General features: G+C 33.0%; 24 protein-coding genes. 2 read left to right on the top strand and 22 right to left on the bottom strand.

Annotation, left to right across the window (positions count from 1 at the left end):
• Positions 1-105: 105 nt before the first annotated feature.
• The 6 genes from NBE98_RS17905 to NBE98_RS17880 form a co-directional block, all read right to left on the bottom strand.
• Positions 106-615 carry a GNAT family N-acetyltransferase gene (locus NBE98_RS17905; RefSeq protein WP_250816378.1) on the bottom strand — a complete coding sequence of 170 codons (510 nt, stop codon included), beginning with the start codon at positions 613-615 and terminating at the stop codon, positions 106-108.
• The gene (locus tag NBE98_RS17900; RefSeq protein WP_250816377.1) at positions 612-1,274 is read right to left on the bottom strand and encodes a hypothetical protein; all 663 of its coding nucleotides are present in this window, start codon (positions 1,272-1,274) and stop codon (positions 612-614) included. The genes NBE98_RS17905 and NBE98_RS17900 overlap by 4 nt, the downstream gene beginning before the upstream one ends.
• Positions 1,275-1,393: 119 nt before the next feature.
• Positions 1,394-1,750 (bottom strand): hypothetical protein, encoded by a 357-nt coding sequence (locus NBE98_RS17895; RefSeq protein WP_250816376.1) that lies wholly within the window; start codon positions 1,748-1,750, stop codon positions 1,394-1,396.
• A 434-nt stretch (positions 1,751-2,184) separates the two neighbouring features.
• A complete protein-coding gene (locus tag NBE98_RS17890; RefSeq protein WP_250816375.1) occupies positions 2,185-2,793 on the bottom strand; it encodes a DUF2812 domain-containing protein in 609 nt (202 codons plus the stop codon).
• On the bottom strand, positions 2,793-3,116 hold the full coding sequence (locus tag NBE98_RS17885; RefSeq protein WP_250816374.1) for a PadR family transcriptional regulator: 324 nt from the start codon (positions 3,114-3,116) through the stop codon (positions 2,793-2,795). The genes NBE98_RS17890 and NBE98_RS17885 overlap by 1 nt, the downstream gene beginning before the upstream one ends.
• A 253-nt stretch (positions 3,117-3,369) precedes the next feature.
• Positions 3,370-4,281 (bottom strand): metallophosphoesterase family protein, encoded by a 912-nt coding sequence (locus NBE98_RS17880; protein WP_250816373.1) that lies wholly within the window; start codon positions 4,279-4,281, stop codon positions 3,370-3,372.
• A 310-nt stretch (positions 4,282-4,591) separates the two neighbouring features.
• On the opposite strand from NBE98_RS17880, the gene NBE98_RS17875 reads away from it, so the two are divergent.
• Positions 4,592-5,191, top strand: a complete 600-nt coding sequence (locus NBE98_RS17875; protein ID WP_250816372.1) for a nitroreductase family protein — start codon at positions 4,592-4,594, stop codon at positions 5,189-5,191.
• Positions 5,192-5,331: 140 nt separating this feature from the next.
• Here NBE98_RS17875 and NBE98_RS17870 read toward each other — a convergent pair whose 3' ends face one another.
• From NBE98_RS17870 to NBE98_RS17825, 10 genes are all read right to left on the bottom strand, one after another.
• Positions 5,332-5,808, bottom strand: a complete 477-nt coding sequence (locus NBE98_RS17870) for an NUDIX hydrolase (RefSeq protein WP_250816371.1) — start codon at positions 5,806-5,808, stop codon at positions 5,332-5,334.
• A 68-nt stretch (positions 5,809-5,876) separates the two neighbouring features.
• Entirely contained in the window at positions 5,877-6,638 is a 762-nt protein-coding gene (locus tag NBE98_RS17865; RefSeq protein WP_250816370.1) for a DeoR/GlpR family DNA-binding transcription regulator, read from the bottom strand.
• A 277-nt stretch (positions 6,639-6,915) separates the two neighbouring features.
• Positions 6,916-7,476, bottom strand: a complete 561-nt coding sequence (locus NBE98_RS17860; protein ID WP_250816369.1) for a GNAT family N-acetyltransferase — start codon at positions 7,474-7,476, stop codon at positions 6,916-6,918.
• 35 nt (positions 7,477-7,511) lie between these two features.
• On the bottom strand, positions 7,512-8,513 hold the full coding sequence (locus NBE98_RS17855; protein ID WP_250816368.1) for a hypothetical protein: 1,002 nt from the start codon (positions 8,511-8,513) through the stop codon (positions 7,512-7,514).
• A gap of 77 nt (positions 8,514-8,590) precedes the next feature.
• The gene (locus NBE98_RS17850) at positions 8,591-9,241 is read right to left on the bottom strand and encodes a Vat family streptogramin A O-acetyltransferase (RefSeq protein WP_250816367.1); all 651 of its coding nucleotides are present in this window, start codon (positions 9,239-9,241) and stop codon (positions 8,591-8,593) included.
• Positions 9,242-9,441: 200 nt separating this feature from the next.
• Positions 9,442-9,816: a cytidine deaminase family protein gene (locus NBE98_RS17845; RefSeq protein WP_250816366.1), complete on the bottom strand. Its 375-nt coding sequence runs from the start codon at positions 9,814-9,816 to the stop codon at positions 9,442-9,444.
• Between the two features lie 411 nt (positions 9,817-10,227).
• The gene (locus NBE98_RS17840) at positions 10,228-10,740 is read right to left on the bottom strand and encodes a hypothetical protein (protein ID WP_250816365.1); all 513 of its coding nucleotides are present in this window, start codon (positions 10,738-10,740) and stop codon (positions 10,228-10,230) included.
• Positions 10,741-10,829: 89 nt separating this feature from the next.
• The gene (locus tag NBE98_RS17835; protein ID WP_250816364.1) at positions 10,830-11,801 is read right to left on the bottom strand and encodes a phosphotransferase family protein; all 972 of its coding nucleotides are present in this window, start codon (positions 11,799-11,801) and stop codon (positions 10,830-10,832) included.
• Positions 11,802-11,898: 97 nt separating this feature from the next.
• A complete protein-coding gene (locus NBE98_RS17830; RefSeq protein ID WP_250816363.1) occupies positions 11,899-12,852 on the bottom strand; it encodes an amidohydrolase family protein in 954 nt (317 codons plus the stop codon).
• A gap of 217 nt (positions 12,853-13,069) precedes the next feature.
• Positions 13,070-13,351 (bottom strand): P-loop NTPase family protein, encoded by a 282-nt coding sequence (locus NBE98_RS17825; RefSeq protein ID WP_250816362.1) that lies wholly within the window; start codon positions 13,349-13,351, stop codon positions 13,070-13,072.
• Between the two features lie 329 nt (positions 13,352-13,680).
• Here NBE98_RS17825 and NBE98_RS17820 point away from each other — a divergent pair, with 329 nt between their 5' ends.
• Positions 13,681-14,157 (top strand): hypothetical protein, encoded by a 477-nt coding sequence (locus tag NBE98_RS17820; RefSeq protein ID WP_250816361.1) that lies wholly within the window; start codon positions 13,681-13,683, stop codon positions 14,155-14,157.
• Between the two features lie 126 nt (positions 14,158-14,283).
• Here NBE98_RS17820 and bglX read toward each other — a convergent pair whose 3' ends face one another.
• The 6 genes from bglX to NBE98_RS17790 all read right to left on the bottom strand — a co-directional run bounded on the left by bglX (position 14,284) and on the right by NBE98_RS17790 (position 22,247).
• Positions 14,284-16,494 carry a beta-glucosidase BglX gene (gene bglX / locus NBE98_RS17815; RefSeq protein ID WP_250816360.1) on the bottom strand — a complete coding sequence of 737 codons (2,211 nt, stop codon included), beginning with the start codon at positions 16,492-16,494 and terminating at the stop codon, positions 14,284-14,286.
• A 19-nt stretch (positions 16,495-16,513) separates the two neighbouring features.
• Entirely contained in the window at positions 16,514-17,473 is a 960-nt protein-coding gene (locus NBE98_RS17810) for an acetylxylan esterase (RefSeq protein WP_250816359.1), read from the bottom strand.
• 44 nt (positions 17,474-17,517) lie between these two features.
• Complete coding sequence (locus tag NBE98_RS17805) at positions 17,518-18,555, bottom strand: LacI family DNA-binding transcriptional regulator (RefSeq protein ID WP_250816358.1); 1,038 nt, start codon at positions 18,553-18,555, stop codon at positions 17,518-17,520.
• A 187-nt stretch (positions 18,556-18,742) separates the two neighbouring features.
• On the bottom strand, positions 18,743-20,275 hold the full coding sequence (locus tag NBE98_RS17800) for an ABC transporter substrate-binding protein (RefSeq protein WP_250816357.1): 1,533 nt from the start codon (positions 20,273-20,275) through the stop codon (positions 18,743-18,745).
• 111 nt (positions 20,276-20,386) lie between these two features.
• Positions 20,387-21,292 (bottom strand): carbohydrate ABC transporter permease, encoded by a 906-nt coding sequence (locus NBE98_RS17795; RefSeq protein ID WP_250816356.1) that lies wholly within the window; start codon positions 21,290-21,292, stop codon positions 20,387-20,389.
• A gap of 19 nt (positions 21,293-21,311) precedes the next feature.
• A complete protein-coding gene (locus NBE98_RS17790; protein WP_250816355.1) occupies positions 21,312-22,247 on the bottom strand; it encodes an ABC transporter permease in 936 nt (311 codons plus the stop codon).
• Positions 22,248-22,489 lie beyond the last annotated feature (242 nt).

Here is a 22,489-nt window from a genome sequence, read left to right as displayed (position 1 = left end):
CAATTATTTCAATAGTTTTCATTAAATGCACCATGCTTTTGTTAGATTATATGCTTTATAGATGTATCATCTTAATTTCCGATTAGAAGTATTCCATTTCCAAACTTAATATCTATACTCGTGATATCCCACACGTATTTTTTGAGTTAATGTTTCATTCTTCCAAGGCTTTCTTATTTCAATCAGATTTAAAACATCATAACCCATTTTAGATAAAAATGTTATCATTTTGTCGTTGTTAGGATGTACCCAGTTATAAACCGTATCTCCCCCCAATTCATTTGCTATTTTTTCTGCCTCTTTGTATAATTTCGAAGCTATACCTTTTCTCCTTGCACTATCAGACACAAAGAGAGATTCTGCCCAAGCCACGCTGCCATCAATTCTGCAAACTAAGTAAGCTAACAGCTCATTATTATCATCTTCAGCCACAAAAACAGGATATTTTGCCTCAATATATTCTTTGAATTCTTCCTTTGCTTGGTCTATTTTAGGTGTTGATTTAATTCCTTTTAATTGCTTTAATTCCACTCTAAACTGTGCTATCAATCTTGATATTTTTTCTTCATCATCAATTTTAGCTAAACGTATAAGCATTATATTTTCCTTTCTCAACTTTTCTTCTCTACTTTTTCAAATACAGGCTTGTTTTTAATAGCTTTTATTGTGCCAAACAACTTGTCTTTTTCTAAAGGGATCTTTGTAAAATCTCCATTCTCTGTTTTTACAACAGCTGTATATACCTCAATACTAGTATCTAAAACCTTATTAAAGGCTAAGTCTTCCTTAATGAAGTCTAAGGGCTGACCTGTACTTATGTCTAACTCTACTTCTCTTTTTTGTAAAAGATCAAAATGACCAATGCAGGAGCGGTGTATGCCAGAACCCCAGGAATACGTATAAATTAGTTCTTTTTTTCCGTCCTTATCAAAGTCACAGGTTACAATATCGACAATACCATAACCGCCAAAACTTCTTCCTAGGTTATATAGCTTTCCCTCGTATAGCAGATATGACTGGCTATTTTTTCCGTTCTTGAATATTTGAGCTTTTGTTTCTTTAAATACATTTTCTGGTGTAATATCATGAAAGGCTTCTATATTTATATCGATTTCTTTAATATCATGTTCTTTTGCAAAATCACTAAACAAGGATTTAAATTGATCTATACTGTATTTTGACTTAACCAAGGACTCTTTTGATGCATTAATAGTACATCCAGAAATAAATACTAACAACGCAGCCAATATTAAAAGGCAACTAACTTTTTTCAAAATATCCTCCACCTTATTAATTATTTACAGTTTAAAGCTCATGATAATTCACAAGGATGCACCAATTCCTAATATCAAATTAGTACACTTTGCAAGAACTCTCCAAACAAAACACTCCATCATCTAAATAATATTGAAAGTATTAATAAAACTGTACCGACAGACACTAAACCTATAGTAAAAGTAAGCGATTTACTCCAGTTATTTCTTTGTTCTGAAAGCATTTCATCGCTTGTTTTTCGTGGGTAAACATTATAGTTAACACCTAGATTATCTTGTCTACTTTGCATACTGCCCATTAGGCACGCTGTACCTGCCCCTATGTTTACAAAGGATGCGTAGTACATATAACTAAAAAATACACTAACCTGCAGCTGACCTTTTATAAAACAAAGCAGTAATAGAATAACAAAATTTATAAGCAGCAGTACTGGAATAAAAATAGACAGACTTAATTGACGACTTTCTGTTTTCATTTTATACCTCCTATTAATCATCTTCACCATAATTTTCCTAAACTATAATTTAATTCTATCACATTTATAATTGAACACCAACTCTGAATTTTCAATACCATTGTGTCTATGCCTTGCTCTTAGCTTAGCTATGCAATAAATATTTTTCACACAATGCTTATAAATAGAGAGCATTATATTATTTAAAGCAGAACTAAAATCCTCGCAGAATAAAAAGTTAAATTGTTATAATTTTTAAAACGTTAAATTGTTAACTTTTTCAGCTGCGAGAGAAAATACATATAAGAAAATATAAGAGCCTTATTACCTAAACAACACTTTTAAAAATAACTTTTTTAAAAGTTTCTCTAAAAAAATAAAAGCAAGAGAATCCAATCTCTTGCTTAGAAATGATTATATCGTCCTTCTTGTTATTTTCATATCTCCACCAATAGTTATTCCTCAATATTAGAGAGAGCAGAAAAGGTAGTAATTCTTTTTTGATACTTTATCATTGGTACTGCGCATAACAATCCTAAAATAAAAAACATAATCACCTCATAGGTCACTAGTCCTTTGTCTATATACTGCCACACAGCAAAAATTAAAAGCATTATTGTATATGTCATCCATGCATTTCTTAATGGTTTAAAATAGTTAGCTTTATCAGTATTAGTAGTATGCAGTTTAAACTTCTTGCCATCATTTCTCTTTTCAACAATAAATAATTCTTTGTTATAGCTTCCGGGATTAGTAGAAATCTGCCCCATACCACTTCCAAAAGGTCTCCATTTTATTTTGCCAACTGAGAAATTTAAATTGATATTTTTGAAGAATATATTATAGCCGAAACTTTCAAGAAAATCCCCATATTCTTTAGCACTTTTATAGCTTTTATGTGCAACGAATTCAACAGCATATTGGTATTCATTGGGCTGACATTCTTCAAATTCATAGACCACTTTTCCAGTCTTTTTCAATCTATACCCTTTACATGCCATTTGGTTTAACCAATGTTCCTGAGTATCCACGAATCCGCCAAAAAATCGGTAATATTTTTCCATTATTCTTCCCCTCCTGAAATTTTTTCAGCTATATTGATTAAATCCTTTAACCTGTTTATTTCACCTTGTGCTATTTGTTTTCCAAGCTTTGTAATGATATACTCTTTTTTTCTACCATCTCCATCGTCAACAGGAGTTATCCAATTTCGTTCCTGCAATGTATTGATTGCGCCATAAAGCGAACCAGCTCCTAAGACCAATCGGCCCTGAGTTTTCTCTTCCACAAATTGCATAATTCCATATCCATGTTTAGGTGTATATAAAGACAGTAATATAAAAAAAGTTACTTCTGTTAAAGCACCACTTTTTGCATTATCCCTCAATTCTCTTTCACCTTCTCTTTCAATAATATTACGGTTACTGTAATAACTATATCACTAACCGTAATAGCTGTCAATTGATAATACTTTAAACTTAAACCTTTTTTAAAAATATCTCTTAATATTTTTCCATTTCCTTCATGGTAGAAGCCTTCATTGCACAGCCTGTAGCAAGGATGGTTATGTTGAAAATTCACCATCTTATCTTTGTTCAGCTTTTAAAGAAGTTTATGAAATTACTTAGCTTAGAAATACATTATTCCACCTTTAAAGAAGATACTCTAGGCAGTACAGACCGTCCATTCCAAGTGCCTTCAATTCCTATATCTTTTGGCGAGATATTCTGATAAGCTCCATTCATTCCTTCAATTTCGATACCATAATCTTCAGAAATAGTAACAATAGCGAATAATCCATCCTTATATAGTACTAAGTCCTTTAGAAAAGGATATTTCTTGTGAATATCATTTGAGTAGCAGAAATGTTCATATTGAGGACCAAACCATATATGCGACATAGAATTAAGTCCAAAGTAGTACGTTTGTCCTATTTTTTTGAGAGAATCTCCGTGATTATGCCCATTCACACACAGAAGAACTTTTTTGCCTTTAGAGTTCACACTATTAATTAGATCCCTTACTTCAGCCCTGTTATAAACGCCTCTTTTAGCAAAATCATTTTCAAAACTATGATGTGAAAAGATAATATATGCTTCACTATCATCATTAAATTGGTCATTCAGCCATTTGAATTCGTAATCAGGTAGAATCGGATATATATCTTTTGATTTATCATATTTCTTTTTACAATAAGCTTCATATCCATTGTCTGTTTTTATAAAATAGGTATCTAATACAATAAACTTTATCTTTTCCTTGGTAAATGAATAGTAGCTACTGTCAATTTTAAAAAATCTCATAACATCTTCTCTTGGTAGTAAATCCGAGTCATGATTACCAATTGTATGATAATGCGGCTTCCCTAAGCTATCAAGCATACCAAGCAAAAATCTGTTTTCTTCCTTGGGAATACAAAAATCTCCTAGCTGAATGATAAAATCAACATCTAAATTTTTTATATAAGTTATGAAATTTTGGAGCCTTTCATAGCCATCATGTATATGTTCATAATGCAAGTCACTAAATATTGCAAATTTGACTTTATTCATTGATTTACCTCTCTTCTAATTAAACACAATTACCAATTCTACATATTCTTTATTTATGGATTAGTCACAGCTAAGATGAAAGACTTAAAATAATTATTAAAAACCCTCTTGACTAATTCTAATCCATATGTAATAATTTAATTAAACAAGGTTACTAAACGTAACCATATAACTAAAGTATCCTTAATCATTATATACAATTAGTGTTACATTTATAAATTTATAGATTTATTTCACATAAAGGATACTTTAAGATTTACCTACAAATAATAAAAATGAAATATTAATACATTATTGGAGGATTGATTATATGTCAAAAGATTTTTTAACTGCTGTAGCAGACAGACGTTCATTTTACGGAATTAGCAAGGAAGCAGTGGTTTCAGACGATAGGATTAAAGAAGTTATAGACCATGCTGTTAAACATACTCCATCAGCATTTAACTCACAAAGTGCAAGAGTAATTCTTCTACTTGGAAATCATCACGATAGATTATGGGATATTACAAAAGAAGCTTTAAGAAAGATTGTGCCTGCGGATCAATTTAGTTCAACTGAAGAAAAAATAAATTCGTTCAAGAGTGGATATGGTACAGTATTATTCTTTGAGGATAATACTGTAGTTGAATCTCTTCAACAGCAATTTGCCCTTTATAAGGATAATTTCCCAGTATGGTCTCAGCAATCAAGCGGCATGCACCAATTTGTTATTTGGACTGCATTAGAAATTGAAGGTTTTGGAGCTTCATTACAACATTATAATGAACTTATTGAAACTGATGTGAAGAAAGAATGGAATATACCAAATAATTGGAAGCTAATTGCACAAATGCCATTTGGAAAACCTATAGCTGATCCTGGAGAAAAACAATTTCAACCTTTAGATGAGCGTGTTAAGGTATTTAAATAAATCTACTATATGTAATAAAAAAGGTGCTACCTCAAAATAGAGAATAATCTATAGGTGAGGCAGCGCCTTTTTTTACTAAAGAATTTCACCTTGGCTCTATGTGAACCACTCCTTCTAATGTATTGGAAGGAATCATTTAATTATACTTTTGAAATAATATGTTCAATCCCATCTAGGCTGCTTGATAATTTAATTTTAAAAAATTCAGGATAAAGGTGATAGCTGTCCAAATTCTCAAGAGGCAACCAGTGTAAATGTTCTTTCGCACCTTGCTCACCATAGCTTGCACAGAGAAGTTTCATATCGGAAGGCACTCTCATTAAATAAAAAAGAGCAATTTCATGATAATATTCCTTAGTTATTTCTTCTTGAAAAAAGTGTTCATGAAGAAAGGCTAATCTATCAACTTCAAATTCTATGCCTGTTTCTTCAAGTGTCTCACGAACTACAGCTTCTTCAGAGGTTTCATTTAATTTCACTCTTCCGCCAACTGAATAGTAATACGGTGCACTGTCATTTTTCACCATAAGTAATTTTTTATCACTTATAATAATTGCACCAACCCTATAATTAAACTTCCCGTTATCAGTTTTAAAGGTTAAATCTCGATCTTCCATAGACATTCTCCTTTAATTAATAAAAAATGATTCTTACAAAGTTTATATTCAAATATTATCAATCTTGGCTATATTAACTTAACATTTAACTTTTTCAGCTTATATCTAATCTCATCAGAAAGGTTTGAATCGGTTATTACAGCACTAAACTCTTCTAAGTGTGCAAATCTATAGGTGCTGTCTATATCAAACTTTTCTTTTTCCACAAGCAAAAACGCTTCCTTGCTGTTGGATACAACAAGTTCCTTAGCATTACCATCTTCTAAGGATGCAGTATGTACGCTATTTGTAATTAAGTTAACACCTGCACTTCCCACAAAACCTTTATTAAAGGTATATTTTGATATACTACTAATAGCCTCCGAGCCCAGAACCCCTCCAGACTTGTTATCATACACTCCACCTATACATATTAGTTTTATAGTTTCATTATTATTAAATAGCGGAGGTATTATTGACATATTAGTAATCAGTGTTATTTTTTTATTACTATTTGCTATCAATTTTGCTAGATAAAAATTAATGCTTGAGCATTCTAAAAAAACTACATCTCCATCTACTATAAGCTCAAAAGCTTTTTCTGCTATTACTTCCTTGATGTCTAAATTTGCTTTAATCCTAGTATCAATAGGGCTGCTTTTGGAAAACTTTCTATTTAAGATGGCTCCACCATAGGTCCTTTGAAGAACACCATCCTCTTCTAGCCTTTTTAAATCCTTTCTTATCATGCTTTCTGAAACATTAAATAGTTCACTAAGCTCTTTTACCTTAACTCTACCATTTTTACTAAGTATATTTAAAATTTGTTCCAGTCTCTCTTCAGTAAACATCCAGACACCTCGTCAGTCATTCTCACTTATTACTATTTATTATTATTATTATAACATCACAGCTTAAATATTACAAAACAACTTGAAAACCAATTGAAAGTAGTATAAAATGATAATGAACAGAAACAAATGATAATAAATATAACCGGATTTTTTAAGAGTCATATAATTTAGCGTAATAGGGTAATGCCTAGCGAAATATTTTATATGATTAGGCATCCTTAGAACTAGCTGAGTAACAGCTAGTTCTAAGGATGCCTAATTTTTAATTACATTATTAATTTGTTCCTAAAGCATTGTATTCTTCGTTTAATATTGAGTACACTTTAGCATCTCTAGGTATTCCTCTAATTATCACTTCTTTTCTTAAAGTTCCCTCATAGCTCATACCTAATTTTTTTAACATTTTTTCGGAGGCGGCATTATTTGATTCACATTTTCCTTCAATTCGTATTAGCTTCATATTATCAAAGCCAAAACTAACAATTTCTTTTAATGCTTCAGTTGCAATACCTTTTCCCCAACATTCGCTGTTAATAACTGCACCTATTGAGGCTGCTCTATCTTCTTTAAAATACAAGTTTACAGTTCCTATCACTTTGTTATCAGTCTTATCAACAACTGACCACACAAAGGATATTCCCTCGTCCATTCTTTTAATCAAGTTCTCTAGATGATTACTTGTTACCATCTTATCTTCATGTTTCTCTCTTGGTACATGATTTGTAGTTTCTTCATCAGAAAAAACTACAAATAAATCATCAGCATCTTCTAATGATAATTTTCTTAATAGCAACCGTGGTGTTTCTAAATTTGGACAAGTAGCTTTTGTATTCAATAAATTCACCCCCATCATTAATTCCTATTTATTAATTATATCTTATTCTCATAAAGTTCTCTCATTTTTTCTAATTGTTCTCTAATATCCTTATTTGTTAATTCGCCACTTTTGTATAACATTCCATTGGGAAATTTGAAGCCTCCAAATAAATATTTAAAATTCCCCCTAACTTCCATCATTTTGCTGCGCAATTCAGGCAATGGAATTAAATGACCTTCATTATATAAATCTATGTATTCGCCGCACAGAGTCATCAAATCTCCATCTATTATAATTGGGTTTTGTGTAGCTTGAGTTACAAAAGAACAGCCATAAGGCCCTTCTACCAAAGAAAGTGATGGGCCAAAGGTATTATCTGGTTGAATTGCCTTTGCGTAAAATGATCCCGGTGTTTCACTTTTAATTGAAAAGCAATAGGTAAATAAGCCATGGCCTAAGGACTTATATTCTCTAGAAACTTCATCAAACATGCATGCCGCTGCTGAATAGTATGGATATAACTTTTCTTCATACTTACTACGCATTTTATGCTGAATTTCAGTTAGGAAGGCACCTGAATAGCAGGAATCTAATAAAATATCTACTCTCAGCCTATGCTCATTATTATCTTGGACTATAGATAATAATTCGTCTAATAGCATTTTCCAGTCAATATCACCATCAGTTAATACTAAGGCTCCATCTGCTTCGCGTCCGTGACCAGCATAAGTAATAGTTATTCCACCACCATCCCAGTTTTCATCGTTGTAGAACTGGGAAAACCAGGTACGTATCTCCCCTATTGCTTTTTTAAAATCATTAATAGATGGATTCTTAAGCCGTTGTGGGAATTCATAAGGGGCAGTATCATAATTCTCAGCAGCCCAGTATTTTTCAAAATAATCTACATCTGAAGTAGTATACGCTAAATCTGCAAGTGCACGAGGCCTCATATCAGCATGTATACTGTTTACTAGCGATCTGGTTTTCTCATCTAGCAAAGGTCCACTTGCAGAAATAGATAAGTAAGCTCTATAACGTCTCATCTTTCCCATAAATATTCCTCCAGTTGATTAAAGTAAATCCTTAGATTCCATTTATAATATTAAGTTCATGGATACTCATGATTCTTTTACTTCTCGATAGATTTAATTTTATCTAAATCAGAACTGCAAAGAATCTCCAGGTTGGAAAATATCTTTTCCGCTGACCAATCCCACCATTTCAATTCCAATAAGTAAATAATAAATTCATCCTCAAATCGTTTCTTTATGATTCTAATTGGATTTCCACCTGCAATGTGATATGGTGGAACATTCTTTGTAACTACCGAATTTGCTGCAATAATTGCTCCATCACCTATGTGGATTCCGGGCATTATAGTAACATTCTGTCCTATCCAAACATCGTTGCCAATAACGGTATCTCCCTTGAGAGCTAAATCTTCAAGTGATGGCATTGCCTTTTCCCAACCGTTTCCCATAATATTAAATGGATAAGTAGTTACAGAGTTCATTCTGTGATTTGCGCCGTTCATTATAAACTCTACTCCTTGGGCAATAGCGCAAAACTTGCCAATAATAAGTTTATCTCCTATAAATTCATAGTGGTGGGTAACATGTTCCTGAAAGTTTTCAGCACCATTTATATCACTATAGTAAGTATAATCTCCAACGATAATATTGGGACGAGTAATCACATTTTTAATATAACAAACGCTTCTAATTGCTTCATTTGGATATATAGTACTTGGATCTGGACCGTATTGTAAGCTTTTACTCATTATAAAACCTCATCCTTTCAATAAATAAAAAGACCTTCCCCGCTAAAAGTTAAGGAAAGTCTACAACATACATTACACAGGTGGTCTATGTAGATAATACATAAATGCCTCTAAATACTGGCTTTATATAACATCTTATAGCATCATGAACGCCTTGTCAATTTCTTGCTCCGTTCTTATTGAATATTTTTTATTAGTTTTTACCTATGATAGGGCAATAAATTACCAATAGTAACTACTGTGTCTTTATCTATCATTACAGCACAATTATTATTTTCATCGTGAATTTGACAAATAAATTCTCTGCATCTTCCACAAGGTGGTATTATTGTTTCGTCTTTATAAACCGAAACCAGTTTAACTATTCTGTTTTCTCCAGCAGTAATCATTGACGCAATTGCAGCATGCTCTGCGCAAAATCCCATAGAGGAAGGTGTGTCTATACATACACCAGTATAAACTTTCCCACTTTCAGTCAAAATTGCTGCTGCAACAGAACCGGCATAGGACTTTGCTGAAATTTTTCTTGGATTTAATGTATTTTTAGCAATTTCATATAATTCATCAAATGTCATTTTAATTATCCTTTCAAAATTAATCTCGCTTGTAAATATGAATTGTGAATCAGTTATTTGCCAGAAGCTTTATGTTTATTAGTATTAAACCTCTTACAAAGACGTATAAAACCAATTATAAAAGATAAGCTCATACCAAAACTCAAAACACAGAACAAGTATCTTTCTAAATAAAGCGCGTACAATGTTGCAAAAGAAAATTATAAAATATTTATAGTTACTATTATAATACTAGACAATGTTGCTTTGGATTTTTTGTTACTCAAAATACCCCCCCAAGAATATTTAGTATCACTTCTTACTATTTTGTTAAATCAGACTTATCAACAGAAACAAGAATAATATATCTTTGAAAACCATTCAAACAAGCTGTGCTAATTCTCTCCTTAATCATTTTTTATCTTTCTCCTTTTATTTAACAGTCAACTCTTTTATCTTACCTTCCTCATACTGTTTTGCAGCTGTTACCGTAAACTTTGAATTATTTCTTAAAAACTTATAATCATCAAGTTTAAATATAACAGGAAGTTCATTTAGGCTATAGTTTGCTGCTAAAACAACCTTGCTATCTTTTTTAAAGACTATTACATACTCATCATCATTTACAGTTTGATTCTCCGTATTATGAAAAAGAATATATCCTATATAGGTTTTAGTAGTTGTCCACTCTGTTCCTACTCTGTTATAAATTTCTTGTGGAGGATAGTAGGGAGTAAACACATAACCCTCATCCCAATCAAAATCTGTCAGTTCCTTTATATTTACCTCATTATTTCTACTTACCATTTCTTTTAATTTATCTTTAAAACCAATAAAGTCCGCACTTTTTATTCTTATAGACTGGTAGCTTGGCGTACCAAATATTAAAAATAATATACCTATTATTAGTATCGCTGAAGCTATGGATATTTCTTTTTTCTTCATTAATATAATACCTCCAATGTGGCTTTTGCTTAGTGAGCAGTATTTTAAATGCAACCTTATAGACTAACAAAACAACAAGAAATCGCTTCTTATCCCATCAGCTCTTTTACAGTCTTTATTGCTGCTAATTTATTCTCCTCACAACACTTTGGTTCGTTGTATTGCGCACCTCTAACATAAACTTCAATCAAGTTAAATATAACAGTATATAGCTTTCGCCTTAATTGGGCATTCTCACCCATGTCTAACTCACGACCATATCCCTGCACAAACCATTCACTCATCATATAACCGCTGGCAAAGTCATAGTCGATGTCACCGAAAACTGCCCTATCAACATCTATAATTGATACTAGCTTATAACTCCCGTCAACTTTTGCACATAAGAGATTCCCTGCCCACAAATCACCATGGTTAAGATATGGAGTTGTTATCTCATTAAAAAGATAACTGTACTTATTGAATAAATCATAAACATCTTCCCATTCACTTTCACATAAGAATCCAAATGGCTTACAACTCTTTTCAATCCTGTTTAGTTCGTTAAAAATATAATCTTTCCAGGTATCGTGGCCCTTACCCGCTAAAATCAGTGATACTCTCCCAAAATACTTACCCGTTATTTCATGCATCATTCTCATATAATGCCCAACCCTTATTCTAATAGTTGGACGATCTTCCTGCGGTATTTTTTCGTTGTGAAGTGGCAACGCGTCAATAAAACGGGTTATCATATAATCTCTATCAATAACATTCCGCGATGTATCACATACTATAACCTCTTGGCAGGGAATCCCCTTTTCTTTAAGTAATTCGTACAAGTAGGTTTCCGCCTGCATCATACCATGCTCAAAGTCCATAAGAAGGTGAGTATTAACAGGACCAATTCTAAAAACATAAATCTTCCCTGCGATTGTCACCTTGTAGGTTGTATTAAAAAGCCCACCTGCTAAAAGCTCATATTTTTCAAAACTTTGAGTTGGAAAATGCTTTTTAACCATTAACCTCAAGATATCTTCATCCACTTCCATATAAAGATTGGATTTTTTATTTACTTCCATAAGTTAACTCCCTTTCCATCTATCCATCTTTGGTAAAATTATAAGACCAATTCCAAAGGATTTCCTGGATGTTTTATTTGTTTATTGTATATTATTTCTATTCGACATAGTAGCTTGCCTCTTTTAATCCTATTTCTCTAACTTTGTTTAGCTCTTCAGCGGTCATTAAATTAGCAGTATAAAGATTAAGATATTCTTGCGATATAGTTTGATTAAAAATCAACAAGTCATCCGTGTTTATAGTAACAGGGATTCCTGCATGGTATATTTTTCGAATAGGATGAACTGCATAGCTTTCTACAATGCCAAGCATTACGTTACTGCTTGGACAAATGTTTAATTGAATCTTATGGTCAGCTAGCCATTTCATTATATAGTTTGATTCTGCTGCAGCAATTCCATGATGAACCTCATTAAGTTCCAGTTCTTCGACAGCTTCCATTACATCGTCAGCACTTCCGAACTCTCCCACATGAGCTTTTAACCTAAGAGAATATTCTTTAGCCTTCCTAAAAATTTTTTTAAAGTTTCTTATAGGTTGAGCAAATTCATCACAACAAATATCTACTGATTTAAAAAAATCGTATGAAAGTATTTCATCAAGCTTTGAAAACTCATCTTCTGTATCGCATGCTCTGTCAAATGTAAGCTCAGGCAAAAATGTTGTGTTAGGTGCAAATTGCTGGTTATACTCTTTCAGTATCTTAATAAAAGACTCCATCCCTCCAACAAAGTCTATTTCAGAAGCAGCAAAGCTTAAAGCCAAAACAGTGATATTATCCTTTGAGGCTTGTGCAAAAGCTGCCTCCCAACGCTTTAAATGTCCTTGTAAGCCAGGGCAATAAATCTTGATATTATCAGAGTACCAACTCTGCATATGATTTAAAGACTCAAATTTCCTTGGCGGCTGAGTTATTTCTGCCTTTGCCCAGGAAGAAATATAATCCACCTTTCCACCTCGACCAGCATGGCTATGAATATCGCTTTTAGAAATAGAGCTTAATCTTTCCAGCGATCTTTCTTTTAGATGTATCTCAAAATTTTTATCCAATTTGCATACCTCGCTTACACATAAATTACTACTATATATCAATTCATATTTCTACTTTTAAAAATATTGAAACTTATCTTTATACAACGCAATAAAGTTCTTACATTAATGATGTCATAAAACATCCAATCTTCAAGGATTTTTAGTATATCATTAATGTATTAGATTTTTGGCATTGTATATATTGTAAATTGATTAGTAAGAAAGTTCCTAACAACTACCGAAACAGCTTTAGCTTTTTCATGTAATCAATAGCTTTAGTTTTATTCTTTTTAACAGAAACATATTCTGCTTCTTTTTTTGTGGCGTAATAATCATTAAAGCGTTCTATTGAAAGAATACCTTCAGCAATGGCTTTCTTAACCGCACATTCTGATTCAGTTGTATGACTGCAATTAGTAAACTTGCACGCTTTTGATAATTCAAGTATATCTTCAAAGTCACTGTCTAAATCTTTAGCAGAGTCCATTATTCTAGATACCTTGCTTGATTTTTTCAACGCTTAATTCTCCTCTCAATTTACCAAGTTCTCACTAATTACATTATACATCAATAGTATATTTTTCCATATGCTTGCTTCAGCTTACTTGTAATTATTTTTGCTAAATGCATCCCTATAGGCTATATGCCTTGTAATATTTCAAGCAGACCTAAAGTACTCGCAGAAAAAAAGCTTATTATCCATAACAGATGTAGATTATTAAATCAACACCAGCAATTATAATTTATAAGCGCTTCAAAATATTGTATAATATTATTTATACTAGGATATCCTTCACATTCAATCCTCGTATTTAATATGAAGGAAAAATAAATGGGGGTACTGAAATGAAAAAATTGATAGCCTTGCTCTGTCTTGTTATTATTATGTCTCAAGCTGTTATTGGCTGTTCAGCAAATAACAGTGTGCAGTTCAAAGAATTTTATTCTCAAGTAATTGGCTTTAGTGAAGGCGATGAGATATCAAAACCTGTGCCGCAAGATACTATTCTTATGATGACTAATGAGGATTTCCAAAAATTTAAGGACATATACTTTACACCAAGAAAAATTCCAATGGAGTCACCAGATAAAGAAAAAGCTGTTTTATATTTGCAAATTCCCTCCCCTTCTTCATCAGTAAATGTATATAGTGTTAAAAACATAAATATAAGCAGTAGCACTATAACTGTAAATCTAAAAAAGTCAGCAGCCGCACAAGTAGATGGGAAAAGTGGATTTAATGGTTCATGGAAATGGGTTATGTTTATAGAAATTGACAAAACTGATTTAAAGGATAACATGAAGGTAGTTGTAAAGAAATAAGAATATAAAAATAAGGTAGTACAAATAGAGGGCTATGACCTAAAAGATTTTACCTAATCTTTTAGGTCATAGCCCCTTTATTTTTTTGCCAAAATATATTATAAAAACAAAATCATAAAAAGAGTCTTACACTAAAACAAACTCCCGTTTATTTTGTGTACGGCTGTCATTTCCAACGTAAACAACAAACTCACCCTTTTCACTGGTAAAGTTCATATTAATATCATAGAATCTTAGCATTTCTTCAGTTATTGTAAATGTCACTTTTCTTTCTTCTCCAGGCTGTAGCTCTACTTTCTGGAAGCCTTTTAGTTGTCGTACCGGTCTTGCTACACTTGCTTTTTTATCTTGAATATACATTTGAACTACTTCTTTACCAGTAACCTTGCCCGTATTCTTAATAAGGATTGAAGCCTCAATACTTTCTCCTTTACTAAATTCCCTTTTATTCAATATAACTTCTGATATATTGAAATTAGTATAGGAAAGCCCATAACCAAAAGGATATAAAGGTGCATTAGGGATATCAAGATACTTAGAAAGATATTTCACATTTTTTTGCTCATCGGAATAGGGTCTTCCTGTATGAAATTCACTATAATACACAGGAACTTGTCCAACGCTATAAGGAAAACTCATAGAAAGCTTGCCTGAAGGGTTTGCATCACCAAATAAAACCTCCGCAATTGCATTTCCCCCTTCTGTTCCCGGAAGCCAAACTTCCAAAACAGCTTTTGCTTTCTCGCTGATAGACTTAATTGTAAGCGGTCTTCCGTTAAATAGTACTACAACGATATTTTTGTTTACTTCGTATATTTTTTCAAACAAATCCATCTGAACTTTAGGAATATCAATACTTGCCCTACTGGAAGCCTCTCCGGATTGAATGGCAATTTCACCTAAAGGCATTACTACTACTTCAGCTTTTTTTGCATTTTCTATCGCTTCCTCTAGCAGCTTCTCAGCAGCTTTATTATCCTCTAATATATTTTGATTCTTATGATAAGTGTCTATTCCACTATCAGGATCAATAAAGCCACACCCTTTTGCAAAGGTTACATTATCTATTCCAAGGTTCTTTATTCCCTCTTGAACCGTCACATTTTCATCTATCTTGGCGAATATGGACCATACGCCGGATATCCATTTATTATGGGCATGAGGTCCTATTACTGCAATACTTTGACCTTCCTTTTGCAGCGGAAGTATATTATCATTTTTCAATAAAACCATTGACTCGATAGCAGCATTTTTTGCCGTCTCTCGATGTTCCTTACATAATATAATCTCTGCCTCATCTGCTTCACTTGCATCTTTGTATGGATTTTCAAATAGACCTAACTTATTTTTCAATTCGAGAATTCTCATAACTGCTTCATTAATAAGTGCTTCATCTATCTTTCTTTCTTCAACTAATTTTTTCAAGTTTCCGCAGTAGCATGTTGTCATCATATCTATATCAACGCCTGCTTCCATTGCAAGTGCTGCAGCTTCCTTTTTGTCTGCCGCCATTCCATGGTGAATTAATTCTTCGATTGCTGCCCAATCTGAAATAAGTACACCATCAAATCCCATCTCACCTCTTAAAATATCTCGCATAAGCTTTTTATTGCCTGTAGATGGTACACGGTCTAAAGTATTGAAGGAAGTCATGACTGTAGCACAGCCAGCATCTACACCCGCCTTATAAGCTGGCAAATAATCTTCTCTTAAAGTTCTTTCTGATAACTCGACAGTATTGTAATCTCTACCTGCCATTGGAGCACCATAACCTGCAAAATGTTTTACGCAGGCGGCAATCCTGCCTTTTTCTTTAAGCTCACCTTTTCCTTGATAGCCTTCTACCATCGCTCTTGAAAGACAGCTATTTAAAAAAGTATCTTCTCCAGTTGATTCCATAACCCTTCCCCATCTCGCATCTCTAACCAAATCCACCATAGGCGAAAATGTTAGGTGAAGTCCTGAGGCTGCTGATTCCTTTGCGGAAATGGCTGCTGCTTTCTCAACTATTTCTGGGTTAAAGGTAGCACCTTGAGCAAGAGGAATTGGGAAAATAGTACGATAACCATTAATCACATCTGCCATAAAAAGAAGTGGAATGTGATGAGGCTGCTTCTTCATATAATTTTCTTGAATTCTTCGTAAAAGCTTTGCTCCACCTCCACCAAGTACTGATCCAGCATTTTGAATTTCTTCTTCAGAAAAACCAGCTGTATTATCAGGCCCAGTTAGAACTCCTTCTTTCTCATAATAATAGCTGCATACTTGCAAGAGTTGATCAATTTTTTCTTCCAGCGACATGTCTTCTAGTAATTCTATAAGCTTTTCTCTATTCATTAATTTTCTCCTTTAGAATCTAACCAATCATCTTATATCTCTTTAAAAACTCAAGTTTTTTCTGCATATGAACATTACCACAACCATCATGGCCGTTAAATGGATATACTGCAATTTCTTTTAATGCAGTTATCCTATTATAGGTTGCATAATAATGTTTTGCAGGACAAATGTTATCTTTTAAACCTACCGATGCTAACACCGGACATTGTATTTTATCTGCCATATTCATGGTGTCAAAATAACTTATGGTATCATACACCTTCTCAGCGCGCTCTGGATATCTTCGAATATAATCTGTAAGACAAGCAAAAGAACCATGCTCTCCTTCTATTCTTGCTTCAATATTGCTGTTGCTTGGAACATCCGCCATTGCAAGCTTAGGCCTTCTATCAAGCGCCGCCATTGCCATAACAAGCGCTCCGCCTTGACTTACGCCATGCAAAACAATCTTAGAAGAATCAACTCTTTCGTTGGATTCCGCAAAATCGATTGCCCGCATACAATCCATATAAACAGCTCTATAATAATAATTCTCTTTATCCAATATTCCAAGGGAATTTACATTTTGAAAAAGCCCGCCTTCATAATCTGCATTGCTACCAGTATCCCCGCCTTGTAGTCTGCAATCTATTGCAATCACTGCCATCCCCATCATTAGCCAGGTCATATACTCGTGAGGAACGCCTCTTCCACCGGTAAAACCATGATAGTGTATTAAACAAGGAAATTTTTCTCTTTTAGTAAATGTAGGAATCAAAAACCATCCTTTTATCTTGGTACCATCATAACCGTCATAGGTCAAATCATATACCTTCATATAAGGAGAAGGATATTTCTGTTCCTCCAGTTTTGCATTTAACTTAACTGACTTTGACAATGAAATTGTACTATCCCAGAACTCATCAAAATCTTTCTTTTTGGTAAGCTCAGGCATATAAGACTCATACTCTTTTACCCTATCATCTATATATTTCATACAACTCGCCTCTAATCTGCTTTCTTATTCCATTGATAAGGTTGTTATATTATAGAACTTCTATTTCTACTAGCACAGGAACCTCTTTTTAGCAATGACGCCTCGTATACCAAATGACTTGTCTTACCACCTTGCAGCATTTCAAACAATGCATCTATAGCACCTACCGACATTTGTTCTGCCGGCTGACATATAGTATCTAATGATGGGTTGTAGTATTCTGCTACCTCTATACCATCAAATCCTATAATTGACATATCTTCAGGAACACGAAGTCCTGCAGATATAGCAGCTTTTGCCGCACCAATTGCCATTGTATCAGCCATTGTTACAACTGCAGTCATATCTTTATTACGGCTTATCAGGTTTTTCATCATATTAAAGCCAAATTCATAGCCAGATTCTGATACATTGATGGAAGATATCAATACAGGATCAAATGCGATTCCATTCGCTTCTAGAGCTTTTTTGTACCCTCCAAAACGCAAGCGATTAGGTGTTACAATATTACCAACTGTACTATAGATACATCCAATTCTTCGGTGTCCTAAATTAATAAGATATTCAGTTGCTTTATAGCTTTCGGCTTCATCATCAACAATTACACTTGAATACAGACTTTCATCAACATCTTTTCCTGCAGCAACAGTTAGTAATACACATGGAACGCCAAGCCTATTAAAATCTTCGTTTGTATACTCAAAATTACCACCCATAAGAATTATGCCGTTCAGGTTTCTATCCTGTACTTCCTTAATAGCCATAGACATCTCATGATCTGAATAATTTACATTACGAATTTCCAAATGATATCCTCTTAGGAATACCTTTTGTTCGATGGTGTGAATCATTTTTTGAAAAAATGGATTTGTAATACCTTTAACTAATAGAGCGATTGTTTTAGACTGTACCATTCTCAGACTTCTTGCATTATTGTTCGGTACATAATTAAGTTCTCGTACAGCAGCCATCACCTTTTCCTTAGTTTCATTACTCGAAATACCACTATTATTTAATACTCTAGAAACTGTAGCAATCCCAACTCCTGATAATCTAGCTACATCTTTAATCGTTACACCCATAACTAATTTGTACCTCCATATGACACAAAAATCTACATCTTGAACACATTCTACCATTTCTTCAAATTCAAAACTATAGAATATTACATTAATTTATTATTAAACAGGCAGAGAGAGCCCTAATCATATAAGAATGTTAGATACTCTCTATTATAACTACCTTTTTATTCAACTAACCATACAATAATTATTTTGCAGATAATTTACTATATTGTGATTTAACAGCATTAATAACTTCATCAACACCAGCAGCCTTTAATTGCTTTCTATATTCAGCAACTGCTTTTTTAGGATCTTGTGATGTTTTACCTAAAAGAATTTGAATACCAAGCTGTGAATCAACATTTGCAATAGCTGATAATTGAGAAGAAACACTTGTGCTATCAAAGCTAAATCCAATATATGGACTTTCTATTGCTATTTTAGACCAAGCATCATTTAAAGTATATCTGCGAGGGTCTTCAGTGCTTTGTGGAATGTTAAGGTTGTCCATACGGAATGCCCATCCAGCAAATCCACCACCATCTTTTTTAGCATCAAAGTTTGCAGGCTGCGCAATTTTTCCATCTTTAAGCTCATATTGCTTGCCTTGGATACCATATTGGAATAAATCATAGCATTCTTTATCTGTCATTAACTTCTCAATTAACATTAAAGCTCTTTCAGGATTCTTTGAATTTTTGCTGATACCTGTTGCTGCTCCAACTCCAGTTGATTTAATGAATTTGCTATTAGCTTCTGGGAAAGCGTAGAATTCAGTATCAATTCCTGGTAGCTTCTTTAACTGATTACCATAGTTACCAGTCCAGTCTGGCTGGTGACTAATATAAGAAGCTGACAAGCCGTTATAGAAGTTGTCTTTATCATCTTGTGAAGAAGATAAAATATCTTTTGACCAGTAACCTTTTTTTGCCCAGTCATTCATTTTTACTGCAAAGTTTTCAAATTCATCTGTAAATGCTGGATGGAATACATTCCCCGGATCTTTCTTGCTTGCTGCTAAATACATTTCTGAAGATGGAATACCAGGAGCATCAATCCAATCACCTGTTGTTCCAATAAGCATTCTATAAAGGTCCATTGCTAAGTTGGAACTTCCGTTTAAAGGAACCATTCCATTCTTTAATGCAGCGTCCATATATGTTTCCATATCAGAAACTGAGGAAATCTTTTTAATATTGTTTTTATCCATAATATCTTTTCTTGTTACAAAACCATATGCTGTGTATTCACTATAATTATTTGGAACTGCATATACTTTGCCATTTACTTTTACATTGTTCCATTTGCTGCTTAATTCTGTTTTAAGTTTTGGAGCATATGTATCTATCATATTAGTAATGTCAACAAGTGCATCTTGTTTTGCTAAAGTAGAATATGGAACAGCAGCTCCTGAAGCTACATATGCCATATCAAATTGTTCTCCTGAGGTCCATAATAATGGATATTTGGTATTTACATCTCCCCAATCAATATATTTTACTGAAAGTGTTGCATTAATGCTTGCTTTTAGCTTTTTGTTTAATTCAGCTAAAATATCTTTATTTGCTACACCCTCACCTCCATACAAATACATAACAAGGTTCACTTCTTTTGAAGTATCAACTTTGCCATCCACTATTTTGGTGTCAGAGCCTGTCTGTTTGCTGCCACAACCAGATAAAAGGCTTCCACACATCATCACTCCCAATAACGCCGCAATTATTTTTTTAGTTTTCATGATATCCTCCCTTGAATTTATATTTTTTTGTGATTGCAAATTAACTTTTTTATTTGATTTTCATACTGCAATTCACATTTATTTATAATCAGCTGTATTAACAGCAAATTATTAACCTTTAACTGCACCAATAGTCAATCCACTTACAAAATATTTCTGCACAAAGGGATAAACAAGAATAATTGGCCCTATTGCTACTACTGCCGTTGCCATCTTAATAGATTCAGAGGGCAACTCTGCCGTGTTAATGGAAAGCCCCTGCTGCACTAACAATTGTACATTGGCTTGGCTAACTATCCTTTGCAAGAAATATTGTAATGGATATTTATAGGCTGATTGGATATAAAGCATGGCATTATACCATTCATTCCAATATCCGAGAGTTAAAAACAATCCAATGGTCGCAAGCGAAGGTTTTGCAAGCGGTAAAAATATCTTCCAATAGATATAAAAGTCTCCTGCTCCATCAATTGCTGCAGATTCATATAGGGAATCTGGAATTGCTTTCATAAAATTTCTCATCAAGAATATGGACCACGGGCTCATTATTCCTGGTAAAATCATAGCCCAAATGTTATCTTTAAGGCCAAGTCCATTTACCATAAGAATATAGGATGGAATTAATCCTCCACTAAATAAAGTTGTGAAATATATAAAGAAAGAAATATGGTTTCTATATTTAAAATCATTTCTACATAGTACGTAACCAGCCATTGACATAAAAAATAGTCCAAGAACAGTTCCTAGTACCGCAATTGTTATTGTTACACGGTAAGCTGAAATTAAATTAGCTGAATTATGAAATAAGAATTCATATGCATTGAAACTGATTTTTTTAGGAATCAACTTATAACCCTCTGTTAAGATTTCCTTCTCATTCATAAATGAAGAGGAGATCATAAGCACAAAAGGAACTAAGCATATTAAAGTAAAAATAGTTACAACAATATAGAAGATAATTTTCATTATTAGCTCATCTTTTCCTATAGGCTTTTTCATATTCATTATTTTTTGCATACTCATATTTCCTTTCTATTTAGAATAATGCACTATCAGGCTCAATCCTTTTAACAATAGCATTAACAGTTAACACAAGAATGAGACCGAAAACAGATTGATAGAAACCAACAGCTGCACCCTGTGAAAAATTAAACTGACCAACTAAGCTTCTGAATACAAAAGTATCTATAATATCTGTCTGCCTATATAGCACAGAATTGTTGCCAATCAGATTATAGAAAAGGTCAAATGAACCCTTTAATATGCCTCCAAGACCAAATAAAAATAATAAAATAAAGGTTGGTTTTAATAAAGGTATTATAATGCAACGAATTTTTTGCCAAGCTGTAGCCCCATCAAGTTCTGCTGCTTCATAAATTTCACTGCTAATACCTGTTATAGCAGCTAGATAAATAATCATGCCATAACCTGTGCTTGCCCAAATTTTGAAAAAAACAATTATATATTTCCATATTCCCTGGTCTGAATAAAAATCATGTTTTGCTAGTCCAAAACTCGTTAGTATTGTATTAATAAAACCATGATTAAAATTAAAAAGGTTATATGCAAAAAAACCTACAATGACCATTGAAATAAAATGAGGCAATAAGATGATTGACTGAGATAACTTTTTAAACCATCTACTGCTAATTTCTGAAATCATAATTGCAAAAGCTACTTGAGATATATTCGTCAGCGCTAAAAACGCAAAGTTATAAAGCAAAGTGTTTTTGGTAATCCTCCATAGATCACCTGTCTTAATCAAAAACTCAAAATTTTTAAGCCCCACAAACCTGCTTCCAAAAATACCCTTTCCAATGTTGTAGTCAACAAAAGCGATGTAAGCTCCCGGCATTGGTATGTAAGAAAAAATAATGAAATAAATAATTACCGGAGATATCATAAGAAACAAAATTTTCTTTCGCTTTAATTCATGCATAAAACTTTTTATATGCCCATCAGTTTTTGCCATATGCTAAACCCACCCTTCTAAATATTCATCTTTACATCTGTTGTAATTTTCGCATCATGCTTTTTAAGGAAATGTTTTCATTACTGCATTAGTGCAGTGGAAACATTTCCACAAGCTAGCGAAAATGTTTCCACTAGCTGCAAATATTAACTTTATGAGTAAATTGTATTCGTTATCAACTCATTTGTCAATCAGTTTTTTGTATAAATAATAAAATTTGTTATAATATTATTACATTTTAC

It is taken from the genome of Clostridium swellfunianum (assembly GCF_023656515.1).
Lineage (GTDB): Bacteria > Bacillota > Clostridia > Clostridiales > Clostridiaceae > Clostridium_AT > Clostridium_AT swellfunianum.
Note: the sequence above shows the minus strand (reverse complement) of the source record. Positions and strands in the feature narration are given on the sequence as shown.